The sequence below is a fragment of the Dyella silvatica genome (assembly GCF_026283955.1).
Taxonomy (GTDB): Bacteria; Pseudomonadota; Gammaproteobacteria; order Xanthomonadales; family Rhodanobacteraceae; genus Dyella_C; species Dyella_C silvatica.
In genome coordinates this window covers 1-23334 of the sequence record NZ_JAPDPE010000061.1, presented here as the reverse complement: position 1 = coordinate 23334, position 23334 = coordinate 1, and the positions used below count along the sequence as shown (strand labels likewise).

Here is a 23334-nt window from a genome sequence, read left to right as displayed (position 1 = left end):
GGCGGTCCGCTGCGTCGTTGCGTGGGCGCAATGCCGCGTGAATGCGGCGAGGAGAACGATTTAATGAACGACATTCACGCCGGACAGACGGGCCGGACAGGCAAGGTTAGCGCGCGCATTTCGCCCGCTGGCGGCCTGGATATTCTTTCCCGGAACGAGGTTGCACGCCTACGTGACGCCAGTGGTTCCGGGCTGCACACCTTGCTGCGCCGTTGCGCGCTGGCGGTGCTGACCTCGGGCAGCATGAGTGACGACCCGCTCAGCATGCTTGAGCAATTCCCCGATTTCGACATTCAAGTGCTGCAGCAGGATCGTGGCATCAAGATCGAGCTATCCAACGCGCCGGCTCAGGCCTTCGTAGATGGCCATATCATTCGCGGTATCAACGAGTTGTTGGTCGCAGTGGTTCGCGACATCGTCTACGTATCGACCCAGCTTGAGCAGGGTGGTTTCGACCTCGATGATTCGGTGGGCCTGACCCATGCGGTGTTCGAGATCTTGCGCAATGCGCGCATCTTGAAGGCGCAGATCGACCCGAATCTGGTGGTTTGCTGGGGCGGTCACTCGATCTCGCGCGATGAGTACGAATACACCAAGCAGGTGGGCTACCAGCTTGGCTTGCGCGGTATGGATATTTGCACCGGTTGCGGTCCAGGCGCCATGAAAGGGCCGATGAAGGGCGCGACCATTGCGCATGCCAAACAGCGCCGGCGCAATAACCGCTACATCGGCATCACCGAGCCGGGCATTATCGCGGCCGAGTCGCCGAACCCCATCGTCAATCACCTGGTGATCTTGCCGGACATTGAGAAGCGCCTTGAAGCCTTTGTACGCCTTGGCCACGGCATCATCGTGTTTCCAGGGGGCGTGGGTACAGCCGAAGAGATTCTGTACCTGCTGGGTATCCTGTTGCATCCGGATAACGCAGATATCCCGTTTCCGCTGATCTTCACCGGACCCAAGCAGTCGGCTGCGTATTTCGAGCAGATCGACCGCTTTCTGCGGCTGACCCTGGGCGACAGCGTCGCTGAGCACTACCAGATCATCGTGGACGACCCGACCGCGGTCGCCAGGGCCATGGTGCGTGGTATCGACAAGGTGCGTAACCATCGGCTGGACAACAAGGATGCGTTCTTCTTCAACTGGGCGCTCAATATTCCATATGCGTTCCAACTGCCGTTCCGCCCCACCCACGAGGCCATGCGGGCACTCGCCATTCATCGCGACCGTCCCCGCCATGAGCTGGCCGCCGATCTGCGCCGGGCGTTCTCGGGCATTGTTGCCGGCAACGTGAAGGAGGAGGGGGTGCGCGCGATCGAGCAATACGGCCCGTTCGATATTGACGGTGAGGCCGATATCATGCGGTCGCTGGACGAGCTGCTACAGGCTTTCGTGGTTCAGCACCGGATGAAATTGCCTGGCGCCACGGCGTATGAGCCGTGCTACCGGGTGCGGTCAAGCTAAATTCCATCACATTGAGGTGCCGGGCGGCTTGACAGCCCGGCGCTCGATATTCAAACTACGCAGCTCACCCCGCCCGAATAGCTCAGCTGGTTAGAGCACTTGACTGTTAATCAGGGGGTCGTTGGTTCGAGTCCAACTTCGGGCGCCAGAAAAAACAACGGCTTGCAGCAATGCAAGCCGTTTTTTTTGGGGGTTTACGTAAATCGTTGCGTAAATCAGCGCCGCTTTCCGGCTGGTTCGACGGTCGGAACCTCATGGTCATACAAGTGAACCATGGCGTCCGATTTGTGACCGCTGGCCTGCTTCTTGTCCGCCTTGTTTCCGGGCGTATCGGTGATGCCACACGAAACGCTGACGAAATGGCATGGCTGGAGCAGCAGTTCAAGCGCGCCGTGCCCGAATACGCGCAATGGCTAGCCAGCCAGGAAAGCGGCACCTGATACCCCCGCGACGCGCCGCCGATGGCGGCGCCTAAACGTCTTGCCATGGGCTGCCCTTGCCATCGCTGTCCTCATCCCTGGCAAGGCATGCCAGTCAAAAAGACGCTCTCGAACGCGTGCATCCGGCCATCGGCGAGAAGCTTGCTGAATCCATCGAACAGGTGGCTGCCAGTGAGAAGGGCCTCGCAGCATTACTCATCGTTGTCCGTCAGTTCGTGAAGGACAAGGGCATTGAGGCCCTTCCGGTTGAAGGGCGTGCTATAGGCAGGTTTAATGAGAGGCAGAAGGATTGCCCGTTTGGTCTCAATGAGGTCAATTAACTAACCTCAAAAAAAGCGGCATCAATAGCCATTGCAGGTGACCGATGCATCCCCTGCTTGCGGATTTGCGATGATACCACTATTTGCTGAGTAACTAAGTGCACTTACGGACTCGGAATGGATAGTTGAAACGAGGATGCCAGGACCACTTGAAAATACTGTAACTGCACAAGTTACGTGATTGGCAAAAACGCCGTTGGCAAAATTTAAGATATAGCCCGTAGATGAATTGTATGAACTTGAAGTAATCCAGTTCATTCCTTTGTCCTTCGACTGGGATGCGATAGTCCCATCGGCGTTTATTTCGGCACTTACGGACACCTCAGTCACCGAATCATCAATCGAAAGTAGAATTGCCTTATTCAGAATAGGGCACGAGCCATCCGAGGCTGCGGCTGACAACATACCCAAGTCCGACAAGCAGTATTTCTCCGCGTGAGAAGCAAATGCCGCTGTCGGAACCAAAGCAGTCGCGAGTATAAGTGCGATAAGCAACAGAAATAATTTTTTCGTTTTCATCACAGTTCTCCGATTAGCCCCTGACTGAGGCCTGCGGAGAATGCTCTCAAGTTAATTCAGTCATTGTGAATAAAGTGGCGTTAGTAAAAACACATGGTATTAAGTAATTAAATATTATCAACGAATGGCACGATCTAATAATCTATATATTGGGCGCAAGTAATTGCGCCTCGTGCCTAGGTAACGCCATCCGTTTCTCCACTCCCGAAACTTCGTCTTCCACCTCTGGATGAGTCTCAATCTCCGTCGCCCATTCCGGTTCAGTGCGATATTGCTGTCCGCCTGCAACGGGGGCAGGCGACGGTTCATTGAGGTATTCCGAGGATAGGCAACCATATGCTGCATCGTGGGGCTGCGTTGCCTAAATCACGATTCACAGCTCGCTGCCGTTGTCCTCATCCTCGGCGACGTGATCTTCCGCCGTCGCTTTGTTTTCCAGCTCCAGTGATGTGGTGTAATCGCTGCTGCTGTCGAGGCGGTGACTGGCTTTCGTAACAATCCAGTCCACCATGTCGATGCTGGTATGCCAGCCTTTGAGTTTCACGGGCATTTCGGGGTAGACGTCTGGACGGTCCTAGGGCCAGTTGCAGCTCAAACGCGGACGCGCCGCGTTTGACACGGGCTAACTCCGCCTCGGCTGCACGTTTGGCCTCATCCTGACTGGCGAAGTCTCCGCGCAAAATCTTCACATGGCCATTCTTATCGGCCAGCACGATACGTCCGTGCCTTTGGCGAGGTCATGCCAGCGTGCACGAAACGCAATAGCACCAGACGCAAGGCACCCAAGTCGATACCACAAGCTACAGCTATACCCTGGCGGAGTGCTGGGGTGATGAGGTGCCCGACGGCAAGCTCACCGATTTCCGCCGTGCCGTGCAGGCGACGCAGGATGAATCCGTGGTGTTCTCCTGAGTGGAGTTGCCCGACAAGGTCACTCGCGATGCCGGCATGGCGAAATTCATGCAAGACCCGCGCATGGATGCCGCCGGTGACTGTCTTTTCGGTGGCAAACGAATGATCTTTGGCGGCTTTAAGCCAGTGGTTAGCCTGCCAGCTTTGAGTTGCGCGCTTTCAAAGCAACGTCCGCCTCCGATGGTGGTCTCAAACTGTCACTTCCCCTTCATGGTTACTGCCTTCAAGGCTAAGTCACACGGTCATTGATGTGATCTAAAACTTTCATAGCCCTCCATCCCGGAGGTACCCATGCAAGGAATAGATCATGACTTGCGAATATCTGAGTAAGGTACGACTGAATACGTTGATCGCTGCTGTGTTACTAGGGATGAGCGCACTCACCTCGATGGCTCATGCAGGTAGCACGCTTGTAGGTGGGGGAGCCACGCTACCGGCGCTGGGTTTTGTCGGCGATGTCACTCATCGACAACAAATCGCTCCCATATTTCCCTCACTCTTTGGCGTCTTTTCAGCACAGCTCGGTAATCCTTCGATCTCGTACTGCATGAACGGAAGTGGGATGGGGAAGAAACTTCTTGAAGGGGTTTCCTCCAGCTCCGTGCAGGCCCCCTGTGCGGACGGTAGCGTAGATCCCACGGGATTCGGGGCCACCGTAGTGAATCGTGGTGATCTCAAACAGCCCAATTTCATAGCCTCGGATTCACCGCTAACCGTATCCGACTACGACAACTACCAGGCCCATCGCGTGGGCAGCCTGCCGGTGCAGTTTCCGGCAGTGGCCTCCTCCATCGCCATCACTTTCAACGTGGCGAATCTGCAGGCGTTAAATTTAACCGATGCCGATCTGTGCAAAATTTTCTCCGGCCAGATCACTGACTGGTCCGATCTGCCATCCGGAGCCTGGGGTCCTATCCAAGTGGTTTACGACTCCGATGACAGTGGAACCACGTTTGCACTCAGCAATCATTTGGCGGCGATATGCAGCGGTACGCCGACACAGCATTTCATTGCCGATCCATCGTTCAAGAAAGTGGTCTCGCTGTACTTCCCCGGCGTGGCAGGCAAGCCGACGTTTCCCAGCACCTGGATTGCCCAAAGTGGGGATCAGAATGTCGTCAATACGGTCGTGAATACGAACGGCACGCTCGCCTATGCGGGAGTGGCGGATGTCCTTAATGCCGCTGCTTCTTGGGCCACGATCGATACCTTGGATCCCATCGCCGATTTCGCGGACCCGGCAACGGGTCGATTTACGATCAATGCCAGCGACCTGGTCTACAACCAGTTGATAAACGGTGCGGATGCAACTACGGGTCAGCCCGTGCTATCGCCAGCGCCACCGACCACACCGTGCATCGCCTTGGTAAAGCCGCAAGCGTACGCGTACCCCACGTTCCCACCAACGACGTATCCCCTGGTTGCCATCTCGTATCTCATGGCGAATACGGCATCGAATGGTTCGGATCTCATCAATGTAAGAAATCTGCTGGCCGCGCCCTACAACGCGTCGATAACCTACAGCGTAGGTTTGACCACCATAGGGGTCAACACCGGTATGGCGTTTCTCAATACCAACATCACCCCATCGCAAGTGGCAGGCTGCATCGTTAACTGAGTAAGGGCCTTTCATCTCAACCTGGCGGATGTAGAGCCAACGCTGGGCTAGCGACGGTTGTCGCTAGGATGCTGCTCGGAAGGGGTGTCCGCTTCCAAGGCGGACATCCCTGTAGGACCACGATAGCGATAGCAACGAGCCACGCTATCGTCCCGACTAGTGCGATGAGCTGAAGCGATTGACAGGCAATACAGAGTGCGGCGTTGCCCTGGACCGAATGGCCAACAAACGGAAAGCGCCTGCTTACCACTTGCTAACTCATGATTACAGCAACCCAGCAGCGCACCCGTCTTTGTGGATGCCAATAGTCGAAGATTGGACTATCCCGGAAAATAAGGCACTGGCCTGATCAGCCTCACGGTGAGGTCTGTTCGAAGGCCTGGGGGCTGACGCCGTCGAGATGGTCATGCCAAGCGGTATCGTTCGGAGAATTTCCTCACCTCTTGATCATGGCATCGCAAGCAGAACGACAGAGTGATTCACCGCATCCTCTAAGTGCCTGCCGTGGACAGCGCGCCAAACGGCTTCACAAGCGAGGCAAGGCTGTCGGCCACGGCTATTGCTGAAGACGATGTGATGCCCTGCGTTGACCGCTTTGCTTGCAAAGGACTGGCGTCCTGCCCGGCGCCGATGATGCCAATCTGCATGATGCCATCTCTGGAACACGCATCAGGTACCTCACACTTGAGATTACCAACGCGTATCAAGCGGGGTCCGAATGAAGAAAGACGTAAAGCCACGCGATTCGGTTGCCGCGAACAGTGATGAAATCGATGCCCGTATATCGCGGAGGCTCAGCGACAGGTCCCGAGCCGCATGCCATACAGTGCAGGGCCATGCGGTGTATAGACATAGGTTGGATGTCCCGCGCGAAGCATGCCGGCGACCTCGTTGAGTGCTTCGTGGCCGACATACCGACCGAAAGGAAGGCACGCAACACAATCCTCGGTGAATATCTCCTTGATGGCTGCGCGTCGGCGATCAGCAAAAACCTCGCCGAAAACATCCTGCAGATTGCGCAGAAGCAGCTGGCCTGTGGCATCCATTAGCTCAGAGGTGTTCATCATTTCCCCGGTCAAGAGATGGATATAAGGGTAAGAATGGGCCGGGCATTGCTCCGCGTCGTAATGGTGATTGCTCCATCTTCTTTGGCGGCAATTTCATTATTCACAGCCACTCTTACTATGTCGCGCACTTGGATCTGCCGTCATTGGCCGCCACGGGCATACGCTGACGAGTCGGGCAACATCGCCATGCTGGCGGCGCGCGACGTCGCGAAGCTGTCCTCCAACATGAGGAAGCTCGAAATCTTTCCACCGGAGAACGTCAGTTCGATGGCGTACGCCGTGTTGATTACCTTTCCAGTGCTCACTATCTGAGTAGCGAGGCCACCCAAAATAACGGCGCGATCTCCATCCGCCAGGATATCCGTGACTTCGAATCGAATGCGTTTGACCATATGCCGACTGTCACGTACGAAGGTCGCCATGGAGTTGCGTCCATGCTGATGTCCCACCCATGGGAGCACGCCGTCGTTGCCGGGAATATTAAAGTCCAGGTTCGGCGTACACAGCGCGGCGATCTCTTCGGGAGTATCACCGTTGCCCATCTTCTCAAGCAGTTGTCTGGCCAGCCGTCGATTCTCTTCGATGCGCGGACCATCGATGCGGCTCGTAGGCGCGACCGTATCCGCACTGCTAGCCGAGGACTGAGTCGCTGAGAGTGCAGGCCCAGCGTGAACAGTCACCACGTTGCCGAAGAAGCTCGCTGCAGCGATGAGGATGGAAGCTCGGATGGTGCATTTCATGGTCGCTTTCTGTCTCGCATTAGAGAGTCGTAGTTCCCCTTGACGGTTACGCCATCCAGGGGAAGGTCATGCGCAGCATCGTCGTTGTCACGATCGCTTCGCCTAGTCGGCACGCTCTGGCGCTATGAGCTTGTCTGGGCGCGAGCGGCCTGAGAGACGGTAAAACTGTCCTCGAGCATCACGTACGAGGCGATCTTGCCGTCGATAAAGGTCAGTGCGATGGCGAACGGCGTCTCTATCAACTTGCCCGTATGGTTAACTCGGGACTTCAGTTCGCCAAGGATCACCGCGCGCGCTTCGCTGGCGAGGACGTCGTGGATCGCAAGGCTCATTCGCTCGATCATGGTTCGGGTGTCGCGAACGAAGTCAGCTACAGCGCTGCGTCCGATCTTCCGCCCCAGCCACGGGAGCGCTCCCACATCACCGGGAATGTTCCAAGCAAGGTTCTCTGTGAACAGTGCTGCGATCTCATCGGGGCTAGCCTCCGAACCCAACTTGGCGAGAAAGGCGTTAGCGATGTCCTGGTTGCTCTTTGCACTCATGACTGGATTCCACATGCATGGGAGGGGCGATGCGATGTAGCCTACCGATTGCCATTTTTTGGATAAACTGGGGAAAAGTGGTTTATCTTTTTACATGGGTGAATAATGGATCACTTTCAGGCCATCCGCGTTTTCGCCCGGATCGTGGAAACCGGCGCATTCAGCCGGGCGGCGGAGTCGCTGCAAATGCCCAACGCCACGGTCAGCAAGTCGATTCAGATGCTTGAGCGCCATCTGGGCGTCAAGCTGTTTGAACGCAGCACGCGGCGAGTCACCGTCACCGCGGATGGCGCGGCCTACTATGAGCGCACGCGACATGTGATGAGCGAACTGGAAGAGATCGAAGCCACGCTCGGGAGGTCGCAGCGCAACCCTCGAGGAACACTGCGAGTGGATACGGGGGGGTCGACCGCAAGTGCGGTCATCATTCCGGCGTTACCGGACTTCATATCCCGTTATCCGGACATCCAGGTGCAACTCAGCATCACCGATCGGACACTGGATCTGATCGGCGAAAACATCGATTGTGCGATTCGCAGTGTGGCTGACGATCCTGCGTTGGTGACCAGGCGTTTGGGTTCGCTGCGGTGGACTACCTGTGCGAGCCCGCCGTTCCTAAAACGCTACGGGGTGCCCAGGCACCCAGGGGACATTAGCAAGAAGAATCTACCCGTCGCCGGGTATTTTTCGGCGCGAACTGGGCTGATCCAGCCACTGCAGTTCCTTGACCGGGGGAAACTCATTGAGGTGCCGACCACGAACAGCGTGTTGGTCAACGAAAGCAACGCGCATCTAGCCGCGGGGCTGGCGGGCCTTGGTCTTATCCACACCATGGATTTCAACGTGCGGCCATGGATCGAACGAGGCGAGCTAAGACCCATCCTCGAGTCCTATCGACCAAATCCGTTGGAGGTTTACATTGTCTACCCGCCCAGCCGCCGGTTAAGTACGAAAGTTAGGGTCTTTGTGGAGTGGGTTATGGGCATTTATAAAGCGATGGACCTTGCTTGACGCGGTCACTTCCCTGCATATCGGGGGAGCTCTCAATCGGACCTTGCAGTGCTGGCTTAGATTTGTCGGTTGCCGTCGTGAACAAACAGTGCACCGAAGCTAAGTCCGCTTTCGACTGTGGGCTCAACCGACCGATGCAACACATTGGGAAAATTATTCAGGAGCGACGATGAATTGGAATCCAGGCGTTCTCAGACGCCCGCAATGTTTGGTCTTAGGATTACTTCTGCTGCTGAATGGCTGCGCCACAAACAGCTGCAACATCCTGTCAACCGACCATTCGCTCGGCTGCAAAGCCGCGTACGCAGTCTTGGCAGTGCCAATGGTGCCCGAAGCGTTGTGGTCCAAAGCCGTGGACCATCGGGACGATGACGATATGGCAGCGAAACAAGCTGCCCATGAGCAGAGCGCCGACCAACTCATCACCTGGTGGGGTGACGATCCACCATCCGAACAGATGCCCGAATTGCTGAAAGCTTACTTCTACAAAGGAACGAGGAGGATGACATCTGACCCGACACAGGCAGATGTCTATTTGCGCAAAGCGGCGGGCCTGGCGGCGGACCCGCGTATCGTGCCAAGGCTCAATGCCTACGACGTGTCTTATTTCGATTATCTAGCCAAAAACATCCAAGCCGATCTCATGTTACTGCGCTATCGCGGGACGCGGGATCGCCAACCAGAGCCCTCAGTGTTGAAGGATCGTTGCCAAGCCATCGCCGCGTGGCCACCGGCATGGATGACGTCGGCAGCAAATGACAATCTGAGGCTGGCTTGTGTTCAGGCCTATCGACAACAGTTTGACATCAGGCTGCCGCCCTCCGGCACACACGCCGTGATCGATGGTATTGCCGACCCTATCGTGCCCGGACGTGGCTGAGCAGCATTTCGGTACGGCCTGAGCAACGCCTTGAACGGGGAGCCGGCCGATGCCTGCTTCAAAAAGCCGATGATCTGTTCGTCGGTATAACGCTTTTCAGGTCTGTCTTCTTTGTTATGACGGACTCTACTTAGATCAGTTTGGCTCGGAAATCTGGTATCAGGTCAGTGTGACGTAGTGACTTCATGGCCACTCAGCGACGACTAGTGACTCATTGGTTGTTGCGCATTTTCGTCATTAGCCGCTCGGCGTTGTCTGAACATGCAAGCCCTTGCGGAGTGTTCTCAACGCTGTCGATGATCATCAATAGGTGTTTTTTGTTTTGTTCCAGGCGCTGCTGAAGCGCTTCGATCTCGGCCACTTTTTTCTTGAGTCCCAGGAGTAGTTCGTCATGCGAGGGCCACGCCTGAGTTGGGTCGGGTAGTAGTTGGCGAATCTCTTCCAGGCTGAAGCCGGCCTGCTGCGCACAAGTGATGATCTCCAGGGTCTGCAAGGCCTGCTGTGAGTATTCGCGGTAGCCGTTGGCCTGTCGCTGGACGGTGCCGATCAGGCCGCTGGATTCGTAAAAACGGATACGCGAAGTGGCGAGCCCACTGCGTTTGGCAAGTTCTCCGATCTTCATGGGAATGCTCCGAAGTAGCTCTTGACATTAAAGTTAACTTTAAGCTTAGGCTTGCCTCCATGTCTAGGAGAAACCTCATGTCCCCTTTCCAATCGCTAACCCTACCCAATGGCTCGACTATCCCCAATCGCCTCGCAAAGGCAGCCATGGAAGAAGGTTTGGCCGGTGTCGAACAGGCGCCTACGCGTGAGTTGGTGCAGCTGTATCGGGCCTGGGCTGAAGGTGGTGCCGGGCTGTTACTGACAGGCAATGTCATGGTGGATAGCGGCGCGATGACTGGCCCTGGCGGCGTTGCGCTCGAAAATGAGAAATCGCTGCAGAAATTTCGCGAGTGGGCACGTGCTGGCCGTTCGGGCGGGGCACAGTTCTGGATGCAGATCAGTCATCCAGGGCGGCAGACCCCAGCTAATCTCGGTCAACAGGCGTTGGCTCCATCAGCCATACCGCTTGAGCTAGGCAAGTTGTCGAAGATGTTCGCTACCCCCAAAGCGATGAGTGAAGATGACATTGCCGAAGTCATTCAACGTTTCGCGCGCACATCAGGATTGGCCGAGCAGGCGGGCTTCACGGGTGTGGAGATACATGCGGCGCATGGCTATCTGTTGAGCCAGTTTCTTTCACCGCTCAGTAACAAGCGCGTGGATCGCTGGGGCGGCACGCTGGAAAATCGCGCACGCTTACTTTTGGAAGTGGTTCGCGCTGTTCGCGCCGTGGTCGCGCCAGATTTCAGTGTGGCTGTAAAACTCAATTCAGCAGATTTCCAGCGCGGCGGTTTCGATGTGAGCGATGCTCGCCGAGTGGTGGAAATGCTTAACGGACTACCCGTTGATCTGGTGGAACTTTCAGGCGGAAGCTACGAAGCCCCGGCCATGCAAGGAACGGCACGCGATGGCCGTACCTTGGCGCGCGAAGCGTATTTCCTGGAGTTCGCCAGTGAAATAGCTGCGTCGGCGAGAATGCCGGTCATGGTGACTGGAGGTATCCGTCGCCTTGCAGTAGCCGAACAGATTCTCGACAGCGGCATAAATATGGTCGGTATCGCCACGGCTTTGGCGATCGCTCCTCAGTTGCCGCGCGAATGGCGTGAAGGGAAGGATCGCGATCCGCAGGTGGCGCCCATTCGATGGAAGAACAAGGCACTAGCCTCATTGGCCTATATGGCCGTGGTGAGATTCCAGATGCATCGGCTCGGTCGCGGCCGTCAATCGAAGCCAGATATTTCGCCGTTGTGGGCATTCTTGTGGGACCAACTCGGTACCCAGAAACATGCACGTCGATATCGGCGTTGGATGACGGCGCGCAACCCCGTAGCTCTTATGCCTGCGGATGCCGTCGAAGAAGCTATCTAGTTCATTCGATGCATAGGTAAGCGCGTTGCACTCGGCGCAGTTGAATCGCTCGGCTACTCTGTTTCGGTGCAAGTATTACGACAACGGCTCGCATGTGGGTTTTATTCTGTACATGACCGATCCGGCGCATACCTGTTTTTATGCGGCAGCTCGAATCGGACCGAGGATTGTCTTCTAGTCTGCATAGGTTGCACCTATCAGCAAGACAGCAGTATCGAGAGTTGGCCGACCCCCTGAAGGTTGGCCAGCGCGGAGAGGCTCAGTAAGCGATTCGTGGCAGCGTGGCTCCGCAGCGTCTTACGACACCTAAGACTAGTTTCGTTTTCGACCCTATCAACCCATTACCTGCAAGGTAATCGATTCTGGGACGACGTAGCGGCAATCTGGTGGCACACAACGACCACCGAAGAACATCGCTATGAATCAGGCCCACAGCATCGTCGATCGCTATATCCAGAGCTGGAACGAGACTGACCCGCTGCGCCGACGCGTGCTCATTGAGGGGCTTTATACCGAGCATGCCGTCTACACCGACCCGATGATCCAGGCGAAAGGCTGGGAAGCCATTGACGCCACGATTGTCGCCGTGCAGGCCATGTTCCCCCATCACATGTTTCGCCTCGGTGGCCCAGTGGATACGCATCACGACATGGTGCGATTTCATTGGTATTTAGACGCACCGAATGGCAGCGAGCCCCTTGCGATCGGCTTCGATGTCGCCGCGTTGGACCAGGGGCGCATCCGCCAAGTCTTCGGTTTCCTCGACAACGTGCCCCAGGCCGCCTAATCCCACCCGCGGGCGACTCCGGTCGTCTGCTTTTCTACGGAGTTTCACCATGTCTACCTTTCAAAGCAGTGACGGCGTCAACTTGTTCTACCAGGATTGGGGGCGCGGCCAGCCGATGCTATGGGTTCATTCCTGGGGCATGGATTCGCAGATGTGGGCCCCGCACATGCTGCATTTCAACGCCTTGGGCATGCGCACTATCGCGATGGACCGGCGCGGCCACGGTCGTTCGGATCAGCCAGGCTCAGGCTATGACTATGACCGCCTGGCCGACGATCTGGCCGAGTTGATCGAGCGACTGGATTTGCGCGATGTCATCCTGGTCGGTCACTCGATGGGTACCGGCGAGTGCAGCCGCCTGCTGGCGCGTCATGGCAGCGAGCGGATTGCACGGGTTATCTACGTGGCTCCTGTGGCGCCGCACCAGATTGACGCCAACGGTCGCGAGCTCACGCCGGCCATGGTTGCCCCGGTGCTTGATCAGATCACCGGAGATTTTCCGAACTGGCTCGAACAAGGGGCGGACGGCTTCTTCCTGCCTGCCGAAACCGGTACAACAGGCGGCACGATTCGCCGGACCATCGACACCATGCTGGCAACATCGCTGCATGCGCTCGTCGCCTGCTTTCTCACCCGTATTGGTAGTGATCTGCGCGATGACCTGCGCACGTTCGACACACCTTTGCTCGTGCTGCATGGGGATCGTGATGTGAGCGAGCCCTTAGCCCATGGCCAGGCGACCGTAGCGCTGGTGCCTGGAGCGCGACTGGTGGAATACGCGAACACGCCGCATGGCATTTACCACACCCAGCGCACTCGGCTGCTCGCCGACATGCAGGCTTTTATCGCCGAGGCAGGGGCGTGAGCACTGCCTGCGCATAGCTCGCTTCGCGCAGCCGTTACTCTCCATCTCCGGTATCGCCATGATGCTGGAGGTGGGCAGTGCACCGCACATCGTAAAGACGAGCCCGTGCGCTGCTCGCTTCCAGCGCCATCCACTGATCATGAAGAAGGCAGCATATGAGCGCTGTAAACGATCGACAGGTATTCAGGACGTCGCCAGTGTTTTACTTCGTGCTGGCTTTCAGCATTTCGTGGGTTGTCTGGATGGTGCCGCTGCTCGCTTCGAGAGGCGTTTTGTCGATGCCAGGTGCCGTGCAGATCGGCTTAGTTGTTCTGGGCTCGTTTGGGCCATTCATCGCCGCTTATGTGTCGCTGTATCGCGACGGTGGCTGGCCAGCCATGCGCGATTTTGCGAAACGTAGCTTGCGGTATCACATTGGATGGATTTATCTCCTTGCGGCACTGTTCCTGGTGCCGCTGATCGGTTTGTGTGCGGCGTTCGTGTATGCACGATTGGGTGGGCCCACGCTTGCGCTGGCCATGTCGTTTGCGCAAATACCGCTTTTGTTCCTGGTGCTTTTTCTTGTCGGCGGCTCAGTGAACGAGGAGTTCGGCTGGGCTTATGCCATCGAGCGACTGCAACAGCGGCGCAAGTTGCTATCCGCCGCTGTCATCCTCGGAGTGATTTGGGGGTTCTGGCATCTCCCCTTGTTTTTCATCGTCGGGGGATCGCAGTCGTTTATGCCGTTCTTCGCATTCTTGATGTTCACCATCGGAGCACGCGTACTCTTTGTGTGGGCATATGAAGGCACTGGGAAAAGCATCCTCGTTACGTTGCTTTTCCATACCACCGCCAACCTCACGTTGAACTTGTTCGCCTTGGTCGATCGCTCTCCACAGCGCGACGAGCGCGGCTTCATCGCGTTTGGGTGCCTTACGCTGGTGGCTGCAGCAATCGTAGCTCTCACGTCACGACGCTATCGGAGTGCACTACAGCCGTTGACCGATTATTCGCTGTGAAATCCAGTGCGATGCAACTGCGTGGAAGCACCGGATAGAACGGTTTCGGAACGCCTTCATGACATGACACGGCCGCCGGTCACATCCAAGGTTGCACCCGTGATCCAGGAGGAGGCTGAGGACAACAGAAATAGGGTCGCGGCTGCGACATCCTGTGGATGCCCCAATCGATCCAGTGGGAAAGCGGCGCGCATTTGTTGTTCTTGTTCGTCCGAGATCGACTTCCGGGTTCGTTCCGTCAGAATCGCCGACGGTGAAACACAGTTAACCCGGATTCCCCACTTACCTACCTCCTGGGCCAAATGACGGGTAAGCATGATCACGCCAGCCTTGGCCGCGCCGTAGGCAGCGGGGGCTCCTGCCGCCACCCTGCCGCCAGTCGATGCCATGTTTACGATGCATCCAGAGCCACGCGCGATCATGGCGGGCAGAAAGCATTTGAGGGTGAAGAATGTAGATGTCAGGTTGTTGTCAATGCTCGAGCGCCAGTCCTCCTCGGTGATCTGCTCGAACGGCATCGGTCGTCCGGTGCCACCCCCGGCAAACGCTACGACAAAGTCAGGCGCGCCAAGCTCCGCATTGACGCGGTCCCGCATCGCTTCGACCGAAGACAGCTGAGCGCAATCCGCAGGCGCGGCCATGGCTTCGCCGTGGATCGCACGGATGGCTAGCACGGTCGCCTGAATGGCCGCTTCGTCACGGCCATTGATCGCGACCTTGACTCCGTTCCTCGCGAGTGCGAGGCAAGTTTCCGCTCCGATTCCGCGCGAACCGCCGGTCACGATGGCGACCTTGCCTCGAAGATCGGAAAACATAGGAATCGTAGATGGCGGTAAAGGCATGGCGGCACCTGATTGGATGTCTTGCCCAGACTTTGAGACCGACATAGACTCAAAACAAATCATTTATTGATTACTCTCCCATAAATATTTGTATGTCTCATCTGCTCTACCTTCGAAGCTTTCTCAGCGTCTACCGGCACAACTCGATCTCGAGAGCTGCAGACGCACTTCATCTGACTCAGCCCGCGGTATCGCGACATCTCAAGGTTCTCGAGGGTCGCCTGGGCTGCAAGCTGTTTGAGCGCTTACCCCGCGGATTGGCGTCGACGCCTGCCGCCCACGAACTGGAGCGCCAAGTGGGAGTGCATCTGGATGCGCTGGAAGCTGTCGTGGGCATCTCGGGCGGGAAGAGCGAAGGGCTGGCAGGCGTCATTCATGTGGGATCGACTCGCGGCTTCACCAGGCTGCTGCTCTCAGGACTTGCGCCCTTGTCGCAATACGGTGTCCGTCTCGACTTGCGATCGGCACCACCACCCGCGCTGGTGAAAGCCTTGGCCGAGCAGGAGTTGGATCTTGCTGTGACGCCGGCGCGCAGTCCGCACCGGGCCATCGACTACGACCTGCTGTACGAGGCCTCGCTGATCTTGGTGTGCGCGCCACGCTGGCGCGAGCGCCTTCCCAAGTCGGCCGCGCCCAAGGGATTGCCGCTGATCGATATTCAAGGCCCGCTGCCCGTGCTTGCCAGCTTCTGGCGCGCCGCTTTCGGATCGATTCCCGAGCTCCCCTCGGCGATCGTCCCGGACTACCAAGCGGCGATGGATGCCGCCGCCGCAGGAACCGGCTTAGCAGTCGTCCCCGAATGCCTTTGCACTGACATGCTGCAAACGGGGCAGTTGATCAGCCAGAACATAAAAGCCAGATCTCAGGTGTCCATCTACGTTGCGCGCAGCAAGGGCAGCATCGCTGTTGAGCGAGTTCGTATCAGTCATCAGCTTCTCACTGAGGCAGCGAAGGCCTGGTAGCGGCAGTAGGACGCGGTCACTCGTTGCAGCCCCAGTCACGCGAGGACCGCTTCTGGCCGATTCCGGTCCGTGAGCCAATACCGATCAAGATGCTGCGCGCTGATCACGACCGATAGGTTCGACTGCTCACTTCGTCGGCATTGTCGGCGCTGGATAAATGTCTGCGATAGAGGGCGGAAGTGGACATCCCTGACCTCCCTCCAGCGCTTGTCACGAGAGTCGCAGCGCGTTCACTAGCGCAGACAGTGCAGCGGGCTGATGCCGGCGACTGGGGTAATACATAAAGAAGCCGGGAATCGGCGGTGTCCAATCCTCCAGGGCGCGGATAAGCCGGCGCTCAGCGATGTGCTCTGTGACCTGTTCTTCATAGACCAGGCCGAGGCCCGCCCCAGCGAGCACGGCCTGAATCACCAACTGCGTGTCGTCGATGATGAGTGGGCCGTTCACGCCGATCGTGACTGACTTGCGTCCGCGCTCGAACTCCCATCGATATGGGCCGCTTGGAAGGCGTAGGGTTATGCATCGATGATCACTGAGGTCCGTCGGCTTCTGCGGAATGCTTCGTGACGAGAAATAGCCCGGCGATCCGACTACAGCCAGTCGCAACTCTGGCGTGACGCGCACTGCGATCATGTCCTTCTGGACGTACTCGCCGAGCTGAATGCCGGCGTCGAACTCGCCCGCAACGAGGTCCACCGGTCCCGTCACGGTGACAACGTCGAGAACGATGTCAGGATAGGTCTCGGCGAATGTCGTGAGCCGTGGCAGCAACACCATTACCGCGGCCGAGCGTGACATCACAATTCGAAGGCGGCCCGCAGGGCGGCGGCGGATGCTTCGCGCTCTGTCCAGGGCCTGAGCTATCTGCTCAAGTGCCGGAGACAGATCTTGCAAGAGAGCGGCTCCTGCGGCGGTTGGCGCGACGCTCTTCGTTGTTCGAGCGAGAAGATGCAGTTCGAGCCGCTCTTCGAGCCCGCGAATCGTGTGGCTCAACGCAGACTGCGAGACACCTAGTTTTGCCGCAGCGCGAGTAAAGCTGCGTTCCCGGGCAACCATGGCGAAAGTAGCAAGTTCGTTCAGTTCGTTTTTCATGATTTATGAATATCACTCATGACACCTTTCATAGCAACAGATCTAGCCTCATAAGTGGAGCCGCCCTAAGCTTGCTCAGCAACGTAACGCCAAGACGTTTGGCCGATGCACATGCTTGGCACGGAAAACTGCCGGGCCGCATGAAGCGGCTCAGCGCAACCAACTTTCGAGGGCAGCTATGAATTCCGATGTTCCCGCTTTGCGATTGATCGCTCAGACCTATTTCGATGCCGCTTATGAAATGGATGCCGAGAAATTTGCGTCCCTGTTTGATCCATCGAGTTCCGTGACAAAGATCGGCGAAGACGGCAACGTGAGCGTGACGCCGATTGCGACGTGGCTAATAGCCGTACGCAACATGAAAGCTCCGAAGCAACAGGGCTTCGAGCGCGATGATCAGATCCTGTCGATAGACGTTGGAAAGGAACTCGCGGTCCTGAAGGTGAAGTTCCAGGTCCCACCGCGGGTCTTCACGGACGTGCTGTCATGCTTGAAGGTTGATGAAACCTGGAAGATCGTCCAGAAGGTGATGACTTCGAAGGCATGACAATGCTCCAAGGGAACACTACGTTGTCCATCTCGGCCAAGAGCACATCGCGCCGCGTAGGATTTCTTGGTCGGTCGCCCGCTACATTTCACCGCCATACGGCAGGGGCGGGCCAGCAGGTGGTGCACCGCCGGTTGTTGGTACGGATTAGATTGCTTTCTATACCGATGCACGAATGAGGGCGCCACGATCCGATGCGTGACCGTGCTGAGTTTGAGCGCACCGGCGCGCTGTTTTAGGCGCGCCGTGAGCAGTTGCTTGTCCAGCGCCTGCTACCTTGCCATGAAGGTCTTGATCGAATTCAGAAGCAGCGCCCTACCTCGGTCTGGTCGATCAAGGTGAACGAAGTGTGTTGCGCCGGGAATCACGATGACTTGCACTCTTCGAGCGTGTACCAGGTCAGCCGCAAGGTTCTCCCGGTCTTCCGCACGCGACCAGAAATCTCTTTCGGATGCCAGAATTAGCGTAGGCGCGGTGATCAGGGATGCATCCCACAGTTGCCTTCCCGTAGCAAGGTAGAAGCTGTCCTCCATGGCGCCACAGGGTGAACGGAAACCTGGAGGATTGCGCGCTTGTGCCGTGGGATCGCTGGCCAGTGCGGCATCGACATAAGCCTTGGCTACGGCTGGATCACGCCACTCACTCTTGTCCTGCATGGGAATGCTGTGGTCCCAGGGCCGAAGCAGCGAAGCGGCATCATTCAAGCGGTACGCGCCGCAGCTCGCCTGGTTGAAATGGCCGGGATGCGCCGGATCTTCCGAATCGGTGCCGCGACCCATGAGAGCCTGTGCTGAATTGCCCCGATAGAGGCTATTCAACAGTATCAAGGTGCTGACTTTCTCCGGATAAAGACTGGCGTAGTAGCCCGCCCATTGCCCGCCTGTCGCCCAACCCAAAAGAGCGACACGAGCGACGCCGCGGCGCTTGCGGATGGCATCGACCACGGCTGAAATGTCGTGAGCTGCCAGGCTGGAGCGTACCAATGGCGCATGCAGGCCCGGCGGCTCGTCCATTTCCTTGGGCCTGGTCGAGCGGCCAAATCCACGCACGTCCATCACGTAAACGTCGAAGCCGAGCTGGGCAAGATCCGCGGCAAACGAGCCTCCTGGGACAGGTAGGTCGAAGGAGGCCAGGCCGGGGACGCGAGCCCCGTGCAATAGCAGAATCGGCCCTCCGGCCGAGCTGCCGACGCCTGTCGGTATCACCAACTCCCGTACGAATAGCCTGACCCCGGTGTCACCATCTACGAAAAAATCGTGACGTTGGATTTGAGGCTCAGAATGCGAAGCCCCAACCATACAAATGAAAAAGGCTACGACGGCAAGGCAACGAATCATCGGGATTAGCTGGCGCCAGAAATGGAATGAAGCGGTATGGCTAAACTTTGCATAGGTGCGATGCCACTGACGGTATGCCGTATATCACGCTGGTGCAAATGCCTTTCGTGCAGCAGCACTCGTCGGCCAGTCTCGTTGGTGACCGCAAGATGTTCCACGAACGCGGCGATGGCCTGACTCCATTTAAATACTTCAAAAAACCCGGCTTCAAAAAACCGGCGACGTCTAGTCGGATATCTCTGATGCTTGGATGCGTGTAAATCAGCTCATGACCTGAGAAAGGATCCGCTTACTCAGCGTCACATACGCGACCAGTGGCTTGAGCCGCGCGCGCTCCTGCTGCAACTGGCGCAGTTGCTGACGCCCAGGTTCGCTTACTTCTTCCACGCGTAGAGCGTCGTTTCGCTGATGGCTGGTTGCCGGCACCCGTCAGTGATCAGCCCACCTGCCTCCCTCGGCTAAGCGCAAGGCGTAGGCGATCTGCATTCTCTAAACCGCGACTTCCTCATCGCTTCTCCCTTGGTCCTCTCAGGCCAGGTGAAGTGACCCTGCCTCCACATTTCACTTGGGGCGAAACCCCCTGCCAACGTCAAGTGGTCGGTGCCCCGCCTTAGTTATTCCATTTCGAAAGAACGTGCGTTTCGAAAATAGGAATTGTCTGATATGGCCTTATTCAAGGCGCGAACATAATCCGCCCAACAATAACGTGATGTAAGTCTCATTTATTCGAACTTTAGCGAGTGATTGAGATGGCACACGTAAAAGTTTTCCACACACCAAGGGAGTGGGGTGTGTTGGCGAAATGACGCCAACGGCAGGCGACGCCTCCCCCTGAGCTGTCGCCTGTTGGGGATTTGAATGTAAAGCACGGGGCATAGAGACCGAAGCAGGTATCACCTACCTTGAAGCGTGTGGCGAATAGCCACAGCACTGGATGCATCGCTGAAGCAAAGCCAGACGCCCCCTCGCGGGGGCGAGCGGGTAGGTGTGTGCCTGACGTTCCCTCCATCCCCTGCTCCATGTCCAGGTGATGAGAGGCAACGACCATGAACAAGATCTTCAGCAAGGTGTGGAATCAGGCGCTAGGGCAAGTAGTGGTGGCCTCAGAGCTTGCCAGCAATCCGATCGATAGCACCGACAGTGCAGCATCGTCACGTGCCTTTCCGAAACTGACCGCCTTGGCTTATGCCATCGCCTTGATGGCTATGGGAATCCTCGTTCCATCGGTGGGCATGGCCAATACCGTCGCCTGGAACTCCTCGGGTAACTTCACTAGCTGTAGCACGGGGGCCAGCTCGGCCGCGACCATGGCAGGCCTCGATGGGATTGCCCGCGCGGCCGCGACCGAGGCGAAAGACGGCAGCGGCAACTACACCATGGCGGGTGGCTGCTCGGCCAACGCCAACAACAATCTGGCCGCGACGATCTGGGGCGCTTTCGCTAGCGTGACCGGCGCTGGTGGCACCGCGACAGGTTTTGGTGCATCAGCCGGTACGCGCGCCTCGGCTTATGGCATCGATTCCTTGGCGACTGGTGATTCCTCGCTGGCCGGCGCATATAAAGCGAGCGCTTACGGCAACAGCTCGATCGCCTTTGGCGTGAATTCCGTAGCCGGCGCGAACGGTACCCCCGCAACGGCCAGCGATATCGCCCTCGGCAATGGCGCTCAGGCAACCGGCGGCAATTCGATTGCACAAGGCACGGGCGCCATTGCGAACTCTGCCGGTGCCGTGGCGATTGGCCAGACGGCGACAGCGACTGGCGGCAAAGCGGTATCGATCGGTGTCGGCAATACGGCGACGGGTAACGGTGCTGTGGCCATTGGCGACCCCAATGTCGCGACAGGCACGGGTGCTCTGGCGATGGGCAACAACAACACCGCCAATGGCCAAGGCGCGGTGGCGCTGGGCAATACCAATAGCAGCACGGGCCAGGGTTCGGTGGCCATGGGCAATGCGAGTCAGGCTAATGCAGCCGGTTCATTGGCTTTCGGCGATACCGCCGTTGCCACCTCGGGAAATAGCATTGCGCTCGGTACCAATGCCGGAACCACCGGCGTCTCGTCGATTGCCATCGGCAATGGTGCCAAGGCTACGGGTGGGGCAGCGGATATCAACTCCATCGCGATCGGTACCGGTGCCACCAGCTATGGCCAGAGCTTTGCGCTTGGTACCGGGGCAAACGCCGATCAAAACGGCTTTACCCAACAGAACAGCGGCGTGGCTATCGGTGCCTTGTCCAACACCTCTAACAACACCACGCGTGGTATCGCAGTAGGTGTCGGCGCGACGGTCGACAACGCGACCACGGTGATCGACGCCGGCATGGCCCTCGGAGCGGGTGCCAAGGCTTCGGCCACTAGCGCCATGGCGCTGGGAACGACCGCGAACGCCTACGGCAACAACTCGATTGCTCAAGGCTTGAATGCTGTCGCTGGTGTGAGCGGCACGCCAACCACGGCTAACGATATCGCTCTGGGTAATGGTGCTAAGGCGACCGGTGGCAATTCCATTGCCCAGGGCGCCGGTGCCACGGCCAGCAACGCGAACAGTGTGGCGCTAGGCGCCGGCAGCGTTACGGCTGCGCCACACACCGGAACCACCGGCTTATACGGCAGCACGGCGGCGGGTCCAGCGAGTGCCGCCAATGGTGTGGTGTCGGTCGGTTCGGCGGGTAACGAGCGGCAGATCCAGAACGTGGCGGCCGGCGTGATCTCGGCGACCAGCACCGATGCCATCAACGGTTCGCAATTGAACTCGGTAGCGACCGGCGTCAACAATCTGGGCACGTCGACGGCAAGCACGCTGGGCGGCGGCGCCAGCTACAGCGCGACCACCGGCAACATCACCGGTTTCAGCCAGCCGATCAACGGCGTCAGCGCCACCGGTGCCGTCAGTGCCCCGACCGCACAGACCACGGTCGGTGGCGCGCTGACGGCGCTCAATAACAACGTCAACAACACCGCCAATATCGCCGTCAAATATGACGCAGCTGGCGGCAACACCATCACGCTCGGTGCGACCGGCGGTGCCGGTGCGCCGGCGGGTGGGGTGAAGATCACCAACCTGACGGCGGGCACGTTGAGTGCCGCAAGCACGGATGCCGTGAATGGTTCGCAGTTGTACGCGACCAATCAGAACGTCACCAACGTGACCAGCACCGTCAACAACATCACGAACGGTGCAGGCATCAAGTATTTCCACGCCAGCTCGACCAAGGCCGACAGCAGCGCCGTCGGCACCGACAGCGTCGCCGTCGGTCCGGTCGCCAAGGCCTATGGCAACAACGCGATTGCCCAAGGTCTCAATGCCGTCGCTGGTGTCAGCGGGACGCCAACCACGGCGAACGATATCGCCCTGGGTAATGGCGCCACGGCGACCGGCGGCAGCTCGATCGCGCAGGGTGCCAGCGCCACGGCCAGTGGCAGCAACAGCATCGCGGTCGGCGCCAATGCCAGCTCCAGCACCAACAATAGCGTCGCTATCGGCAACGGTGCGCAATCGAGCGGTGCCAATGGTGGCTCGGTGGCGATCGGCTCCATCGCCAATGCCAGCGGCATCGGTGCGATCTCGGTCAGCAACGTCGGATCGTTCGCTTCCAAGTCGACCGTGTCGGGCACCGATGCCATCGGCATCGGCAATGGCACCTCGGCCGTCGGTACGTCCTCGATCGCGTTTGGTTCGGCAGCGAGCACCACGGCGGCGGGTGGTTACGGCCTGGCCTTCGGTGACAACTCGGCGTCTTCGGCGGCGCAAGGCATCGCGATAGGCCGTCAAGCCAATGCCAGCAAAGCGGATAGCGTTGCGCTGGGCAGTTTTTCGGCGGCCTCTCGCGGTGCGCAGACGGGCTATGCCGGCTATGCCGTGGGCAGCAGCAATTCGGGCGGTGAGTTGAATATCGCCAACAATGGCACCGGCCGCCAGATCACCGGTGTCGCCGCAGGCAGCCAGGCGACCGATGCCGTCAACGTCAGCCAGCTCAATCAAGTCGGCCAGAATACGGTGAGCGCGCTCGGCGGCGGTGCGGCGATGGATCCGACGACAGGTGCATTCACCGCGCCTTCCTACACCACCAACGCGATCAGTGCGACCGGTGCCAACACCGGCAGCACGGTCAACGCTAATGTCGGCGCGGCGCTTTCCGCGTTGAATACCGATGCGGTAAACACGGCGGCGATTGCGGTGAAATACGACGCGGCCGGCGGCAACACCATCACGCTCGGCGCCACGGGCGGCACCGGTGCGCCGGCGGGCGGGGTGAAGATCACCAATCTGACGGCGGGCACGTTGAGTACGGCCAGCACCGATGCGGTGAATGGTTCGCAGTTGTACGCGACCAACCAGAACGTCACCAACGTGACCAACACCGTCAACAACATCAACAACGGCGCGGGCATCAAGTATTTCCACACCAACTCGGC

General features: G+C 58.2%; 23 protein-coding genes, 1 tRNA gene and 2 pseudogenes. 17 read left to right on the top strand and 9 right to left on the bottom strand.

The window, feature by feature from the left end:
- Positions 1 to 63 precede the first annotated feature (63 nt).
- From ppnN to OUZ52_RS13085, 4 genes are all read left to right on the top strand, one after another.
- Positions 64 to 1464 carry a nucleotide 5'-monophosphate nucleosidase PpnN gene (gene ppnN / locus OUZ52_RS13100; protein WP_266158845.1) on the top strand — a complete coding sequence of 467 codons (1401 nt, stop codon included), beginning with the start codon at positions 64 to 66 and terminating at the stop codon, positions 1462 to 1464.
- 71 nt (positions 1465 to 1535) lie between these two features.
- Positions 1536 to 1612 (top strand) — tRNA-Asn (locus tag OUZ52_RS13095).
- Between the two features lie 22 nt (positions 1613 to 1634).
- A complete protein-coding gene (locus OUZ52_RS13090; RefSeq protein WP_266158844.1) occupies positions 1635 to 1904 on the top strand; it encodes a hypothetical protein in 270 nt (89 codons plus the stop codon).
- A gap of 56 nt (positions 1905 to 1960) precedes the next feature.
- Entirely contained in the window at positions 1961 to 2224 is a 264-nt protein-coding gene (locus OUZ52_RS13085) for a hypothetical protein (protein ID WP_266158843.1), read from the top strand.
- Between the two features lie 21 nt (positions 2225 to 2245).
- Here OUZ52_RS13085 and OUZ52_RS13080 read toward each other — a convergent pair whose 3' ends face one another.
- Positions 2246 to 2743, bottom strand: coding sequence for a hypothetical protein (locus OUZ52_RS13080; protein WP_266158842.1), 498 nt, complete (start codon positions 2741 to 2743; stop codon positions 2246 to 2248).
- Positions 2744 to 3116: 373 nt separating this feature from the next.
- Positions 3117 to 3287 carry a hypothetical protein gene (locus OUZ52_RS13075; RefSeq protein ID WP_266158841.1) on the bottom strand — a complete coding sequence of 57 codons (171 nt, stop codon included), beginning with the start codon at positions 3285 to 3287 and terminating at the stop codon, positions 3117 to 3119.
- Positions 3288 to 3559: 272 nt separating this feature from the next.
- On the opposite strand from OUZ52_RS13075, the pseudogene OUZ52_RS13070 reads away from it, so the two are divergent.
- Together OUZ52_RS13070 and OUZ52_RS13065 are read left to right on the top strand one after the other, a co-directional pair.
- Positions 3560 to 3796: pseudogene (locus tag OUZ52_RS13070) on the top strand (DUF1428 domain-containing protein); the annotation flags it as partial.
- A gap of 166 nt (positions 3797 to 3962) precedes the next feature.
- Positions 3963 to 5273: a substrate-binding domain-containing protein gene (locus OUZ52_RS13065; protein ID WP_266158840.1), complete on the top strand. Its 1311-nt coding sequence runs from the start codon at positions 3963 to 3965 to the stop codon at positions 5271 to 5273.
- Positions 5274 to 5764: 491 nt separating this feature from the next.
- Here the strand turns inward: OUZ52_RS13065 and OUZ52_RS13060 are convergent, their stop codons facing one another.
- Positions 5765 to 5920, bottom strand: a complete 156-nt coding sequence (locus OUZ52_RS13060) for a hypothetical protein (RefSeq protein WP_266158839.1) — start codon at positions 5918 to 5920, stop codon at positions 5765 to 5767.
- 213 nt (positions 5921 to 6133) lie between these two features.
- Here OUZ52_RS13060 and OUZ52_RS13055 point away from each other — a divergent pair, with 213 nt between their 5' ends.
- A complete protein-coding gene (locus OUZ52_RS13055) occupies positions 6134 to 6322 on the top strand; it encodes a hypothetical protein (RefSeq protein WP_266158838.1) in 189 nt (62 codons plus the stop codon).
- 158 nt (positions 6323 to 6480) lie between these two features.
- Here OUZ52_RS13055 and OUZ52_RS13050 read toward each other — a convergent pair whose 3' ends face one another.
- Together OUZ52_RS13050 and OUZ52_RS13045 are read right to left on the bottom strand one after the other, a co-directional pair.
- On the bottom strand, positions 6481 to 7080 hold the full coding sequence (locus tag OUZ52_RS13050; protein ID WP_266158837.1) for a nuclear transport factor 2 family protein: 600 nt from the start codon (positions 7078 to 7080) through the stop codon (positions 6481 to 6483).
- A 122-nt stretch (positions 7081 to 7202) separates the two neighbouring features.
- Positions 7203 to 7622, bottom strand: a complete 420-nt coding sequence (locus tag OUZ52_RS13045) for a nuclear transport factor 2 family protein (protein ID WP_266158836.1) — start codon at positions 7620 to 7622, stop codon at positions 7203 to 7205.
- A gap of 105 nt (positions 7623 to 7727) precedes the next feature.
- Here OUZ52_RS13045 and OUZ52_RS13040 point away from each other — a divergent pair, with 105 nt between their 5' ends.
- Both OUZ52_RS13040 and OUZ52_RS13035 read left to right on the top strand, forming a co-directional pair.
- Positions 7728 to 8633 carry a LysR family transcriptional regulator gene (locus tag OUZ52_RS13040; RefSeq protein ID WP_266158835.1) on the top strand — a complete coding sequence of 302 codons (906 nt, stop codon included), beginning with the start codon at positions 7728 to 7730 and terminating at the stop codon, positions 8631 to 8633.
- A 169-nt stretch (positions 8634 to 8802) separates the two neighbouring features.
- Positions 8803 to 9513 (top strand): hypothetical protein, encoded by a 711-nt coding sequence (locus OUZ52_RS13035; protein ID WP_266158834.1) that lies wholly within the window; start codon positions 8803 to 8805, stop codon positions 9511 to 9513.
- Between the two features lie 211 nt (positions 9514 to 9724).
- Here OUZ52_RS13035 and OUZ52_RS13030 read toward each other — a convergent pair whose 3' ends face one another.
- Positions 9725 to 10135: a MerR family transcriptional regulator gene (locus tag OUZ52_RS13030; protein ID WP_266158833.1), complete on the bottom strand. Its 411-nt coding sequence runs from the start codon at positions 10133 to 10135 to the stop codon at positions 9725 to 9727.
- 77 nt (positions 10136 to 10212) lie between these two features.
- Between OUZ52_RS13030 and OUZ52_RS13025 the strand changes: the two genes are divergently transcribed.
- The 5 genes and pseudogenes from OUZ52_RS13025 (at position 10213) to OUZ52_RS13005 (ending at position 14134) form a co-directional block, all read left to right on the top strand.
- Complete coding sequence (locus OUZ52_RS13025) at positions 10213 to 11484, top strand: NADH:flavin oxidoreductase/NADH oxidase family protein (RefSeq protein WP_266158832.1); 1272 nt, start codon at positions 10213 to 10215, stop codon at positions 11482 to 11484.
- A gap of 22 nt (positions 11485 to 11506) precedes the next feature.
- Positions 11507 to 11608, top strand: a pseudogene (locus OUZ52_RS13020) (phage portal protein); the annotation flags it as partial.
- A gap of 294 nt (positions 11609 to 11902) precedes the next feature.
- Positions 11903 to 12271: a nuclear transport factor 2 family protein gene (locus tag OUZ52_RS13015; protein ID WP_266158831.1), complete on the top strand. Its 369-nt coding sequence runs from the start codon at positions 11903 to 11905 to the stop codon at positions 12269 to 12271.
- A 49-nt stretch (positions 12272 to 12320) separates the two neighbouring features.
- A complete protein-coding gene (locus OUZ52_RS13010; protein ID WP_266158830.1) occupies positions 12321 to 13136 on the top strand; it encodes an alpha/beta fold hydrolase in 816 nt (271 codons plus the stop codon).
- 155 nt (positions 13137 to 13291) lie between these two features.
- Positions 13292 to 14134: a CPBP family intramembrane glutamic endopeptidase gene (locus tag OUZ52_RS13005; RefSeq protein WP_266158829.1), complete on the top strand. Its 843-nt coding sequence runs from the start codon at positions 13292 to 13294 to the stop codon at positions 14132 to 14134.
- A 56-nt stretch (positions 14135 to 14190) separates the two neighbouring features.
- Here OUZ52_RS13005 and OUZ52_RS13000 read toward each other — a convergent pair whose 3' ends face one another.
- Positions 14191 to 14949: an SDR family NAD(P)-dependent oxidoreductase gene (locus tag OUZ52_RS13000; RefSeq protein ID WP_266158827.1), complete on the bottom strand. Its 759-nt coding sequence runs from the start codon at positions 14947 to 14949 to the stop codon at positions 14191 to 14193.
- 119 nt (positions 14950 to 15068) lie between these two features.
- On the opposite strand from OUZ52_RS13000, the gene OUZ52_RS12995 reads away from it, so the two are divergent.
- A complete protein-coding gene (locus OUZ52_RS12995; RefSeq protein WP_266158826.1) occupies positions 15069 to 15938 on the top strand; it encodes a LysR family transcriptional regulator in 870 nt (289 codons plus the stop codon).
- 210 nt (positions 15939 to 16148) lie between these two features.
- Here the strand turns inward: OUZ52_RS12995 and OUZ52_RS12990 are convergent, their stop codons facing one another.
- Positions 16149 to 17030 (bottom strand): LysR family transcriptional regulator, encoded by an 882-nt coding sequence (locus tag OUZ52_RS12990; RefSeq protein WP_266158825.1) that lies wholly within the window; start codon positions 17028 to 17030, stop codon positions 16149 to 16151.
- Positions 17031 to 17208: 178 nt separating this feature from the next.
- Between OUZ52_RS12990 and OUZ52_RS12985 the strand changes: the two genes are divergently transcribed.
- The gene (locus OUZ52_RS12985) at positions 17209 to 17577 is read left to right on the top strand and encodes a nuclear transport factor 2 family protein (RefSeq protein ID WP_266158824.1); all 369 of its coding nucleotides are present in this window, start codon (positions 17209 to 17211) and stop codon (positions 17575 to 17577) included.
- Positions 17578 to 17849: 272 nt separating this feature from the next.
- On the opposite strand, the gene OUZ52_RS12980 is transcribed toward OUZ52_RS12985, so the two are convergent.
- Positions 17850 to 18875 carry an alpha/beta fold hydrolase gene (locus tag OUZ52_RS12980; RefSeq protein ID WP_266158848.1) on the bottom strand — a complete coding sequence of 342 codons (1026 nt, stop codon included), beginning with the start codon at positions 18873 to 18875 and terminating at the stop codon, positions 17850 to 17852.
- A gap of 1085 nt (positions 18876 to 19960) precedes the next feature.
- On the opposite strand from OUZ52_RS12980, the gene OUZ52_RS12975 reads away from it, so the two are divergent.
- Positions 19961 to 23334, top strand: a 3374-nt coding sequence (locus OUZ52_RS12975; protein ID WP_266158823.1) for a beta strand repeat-containing protein, incomplete at its 3' end; no start/stop codon positions are given.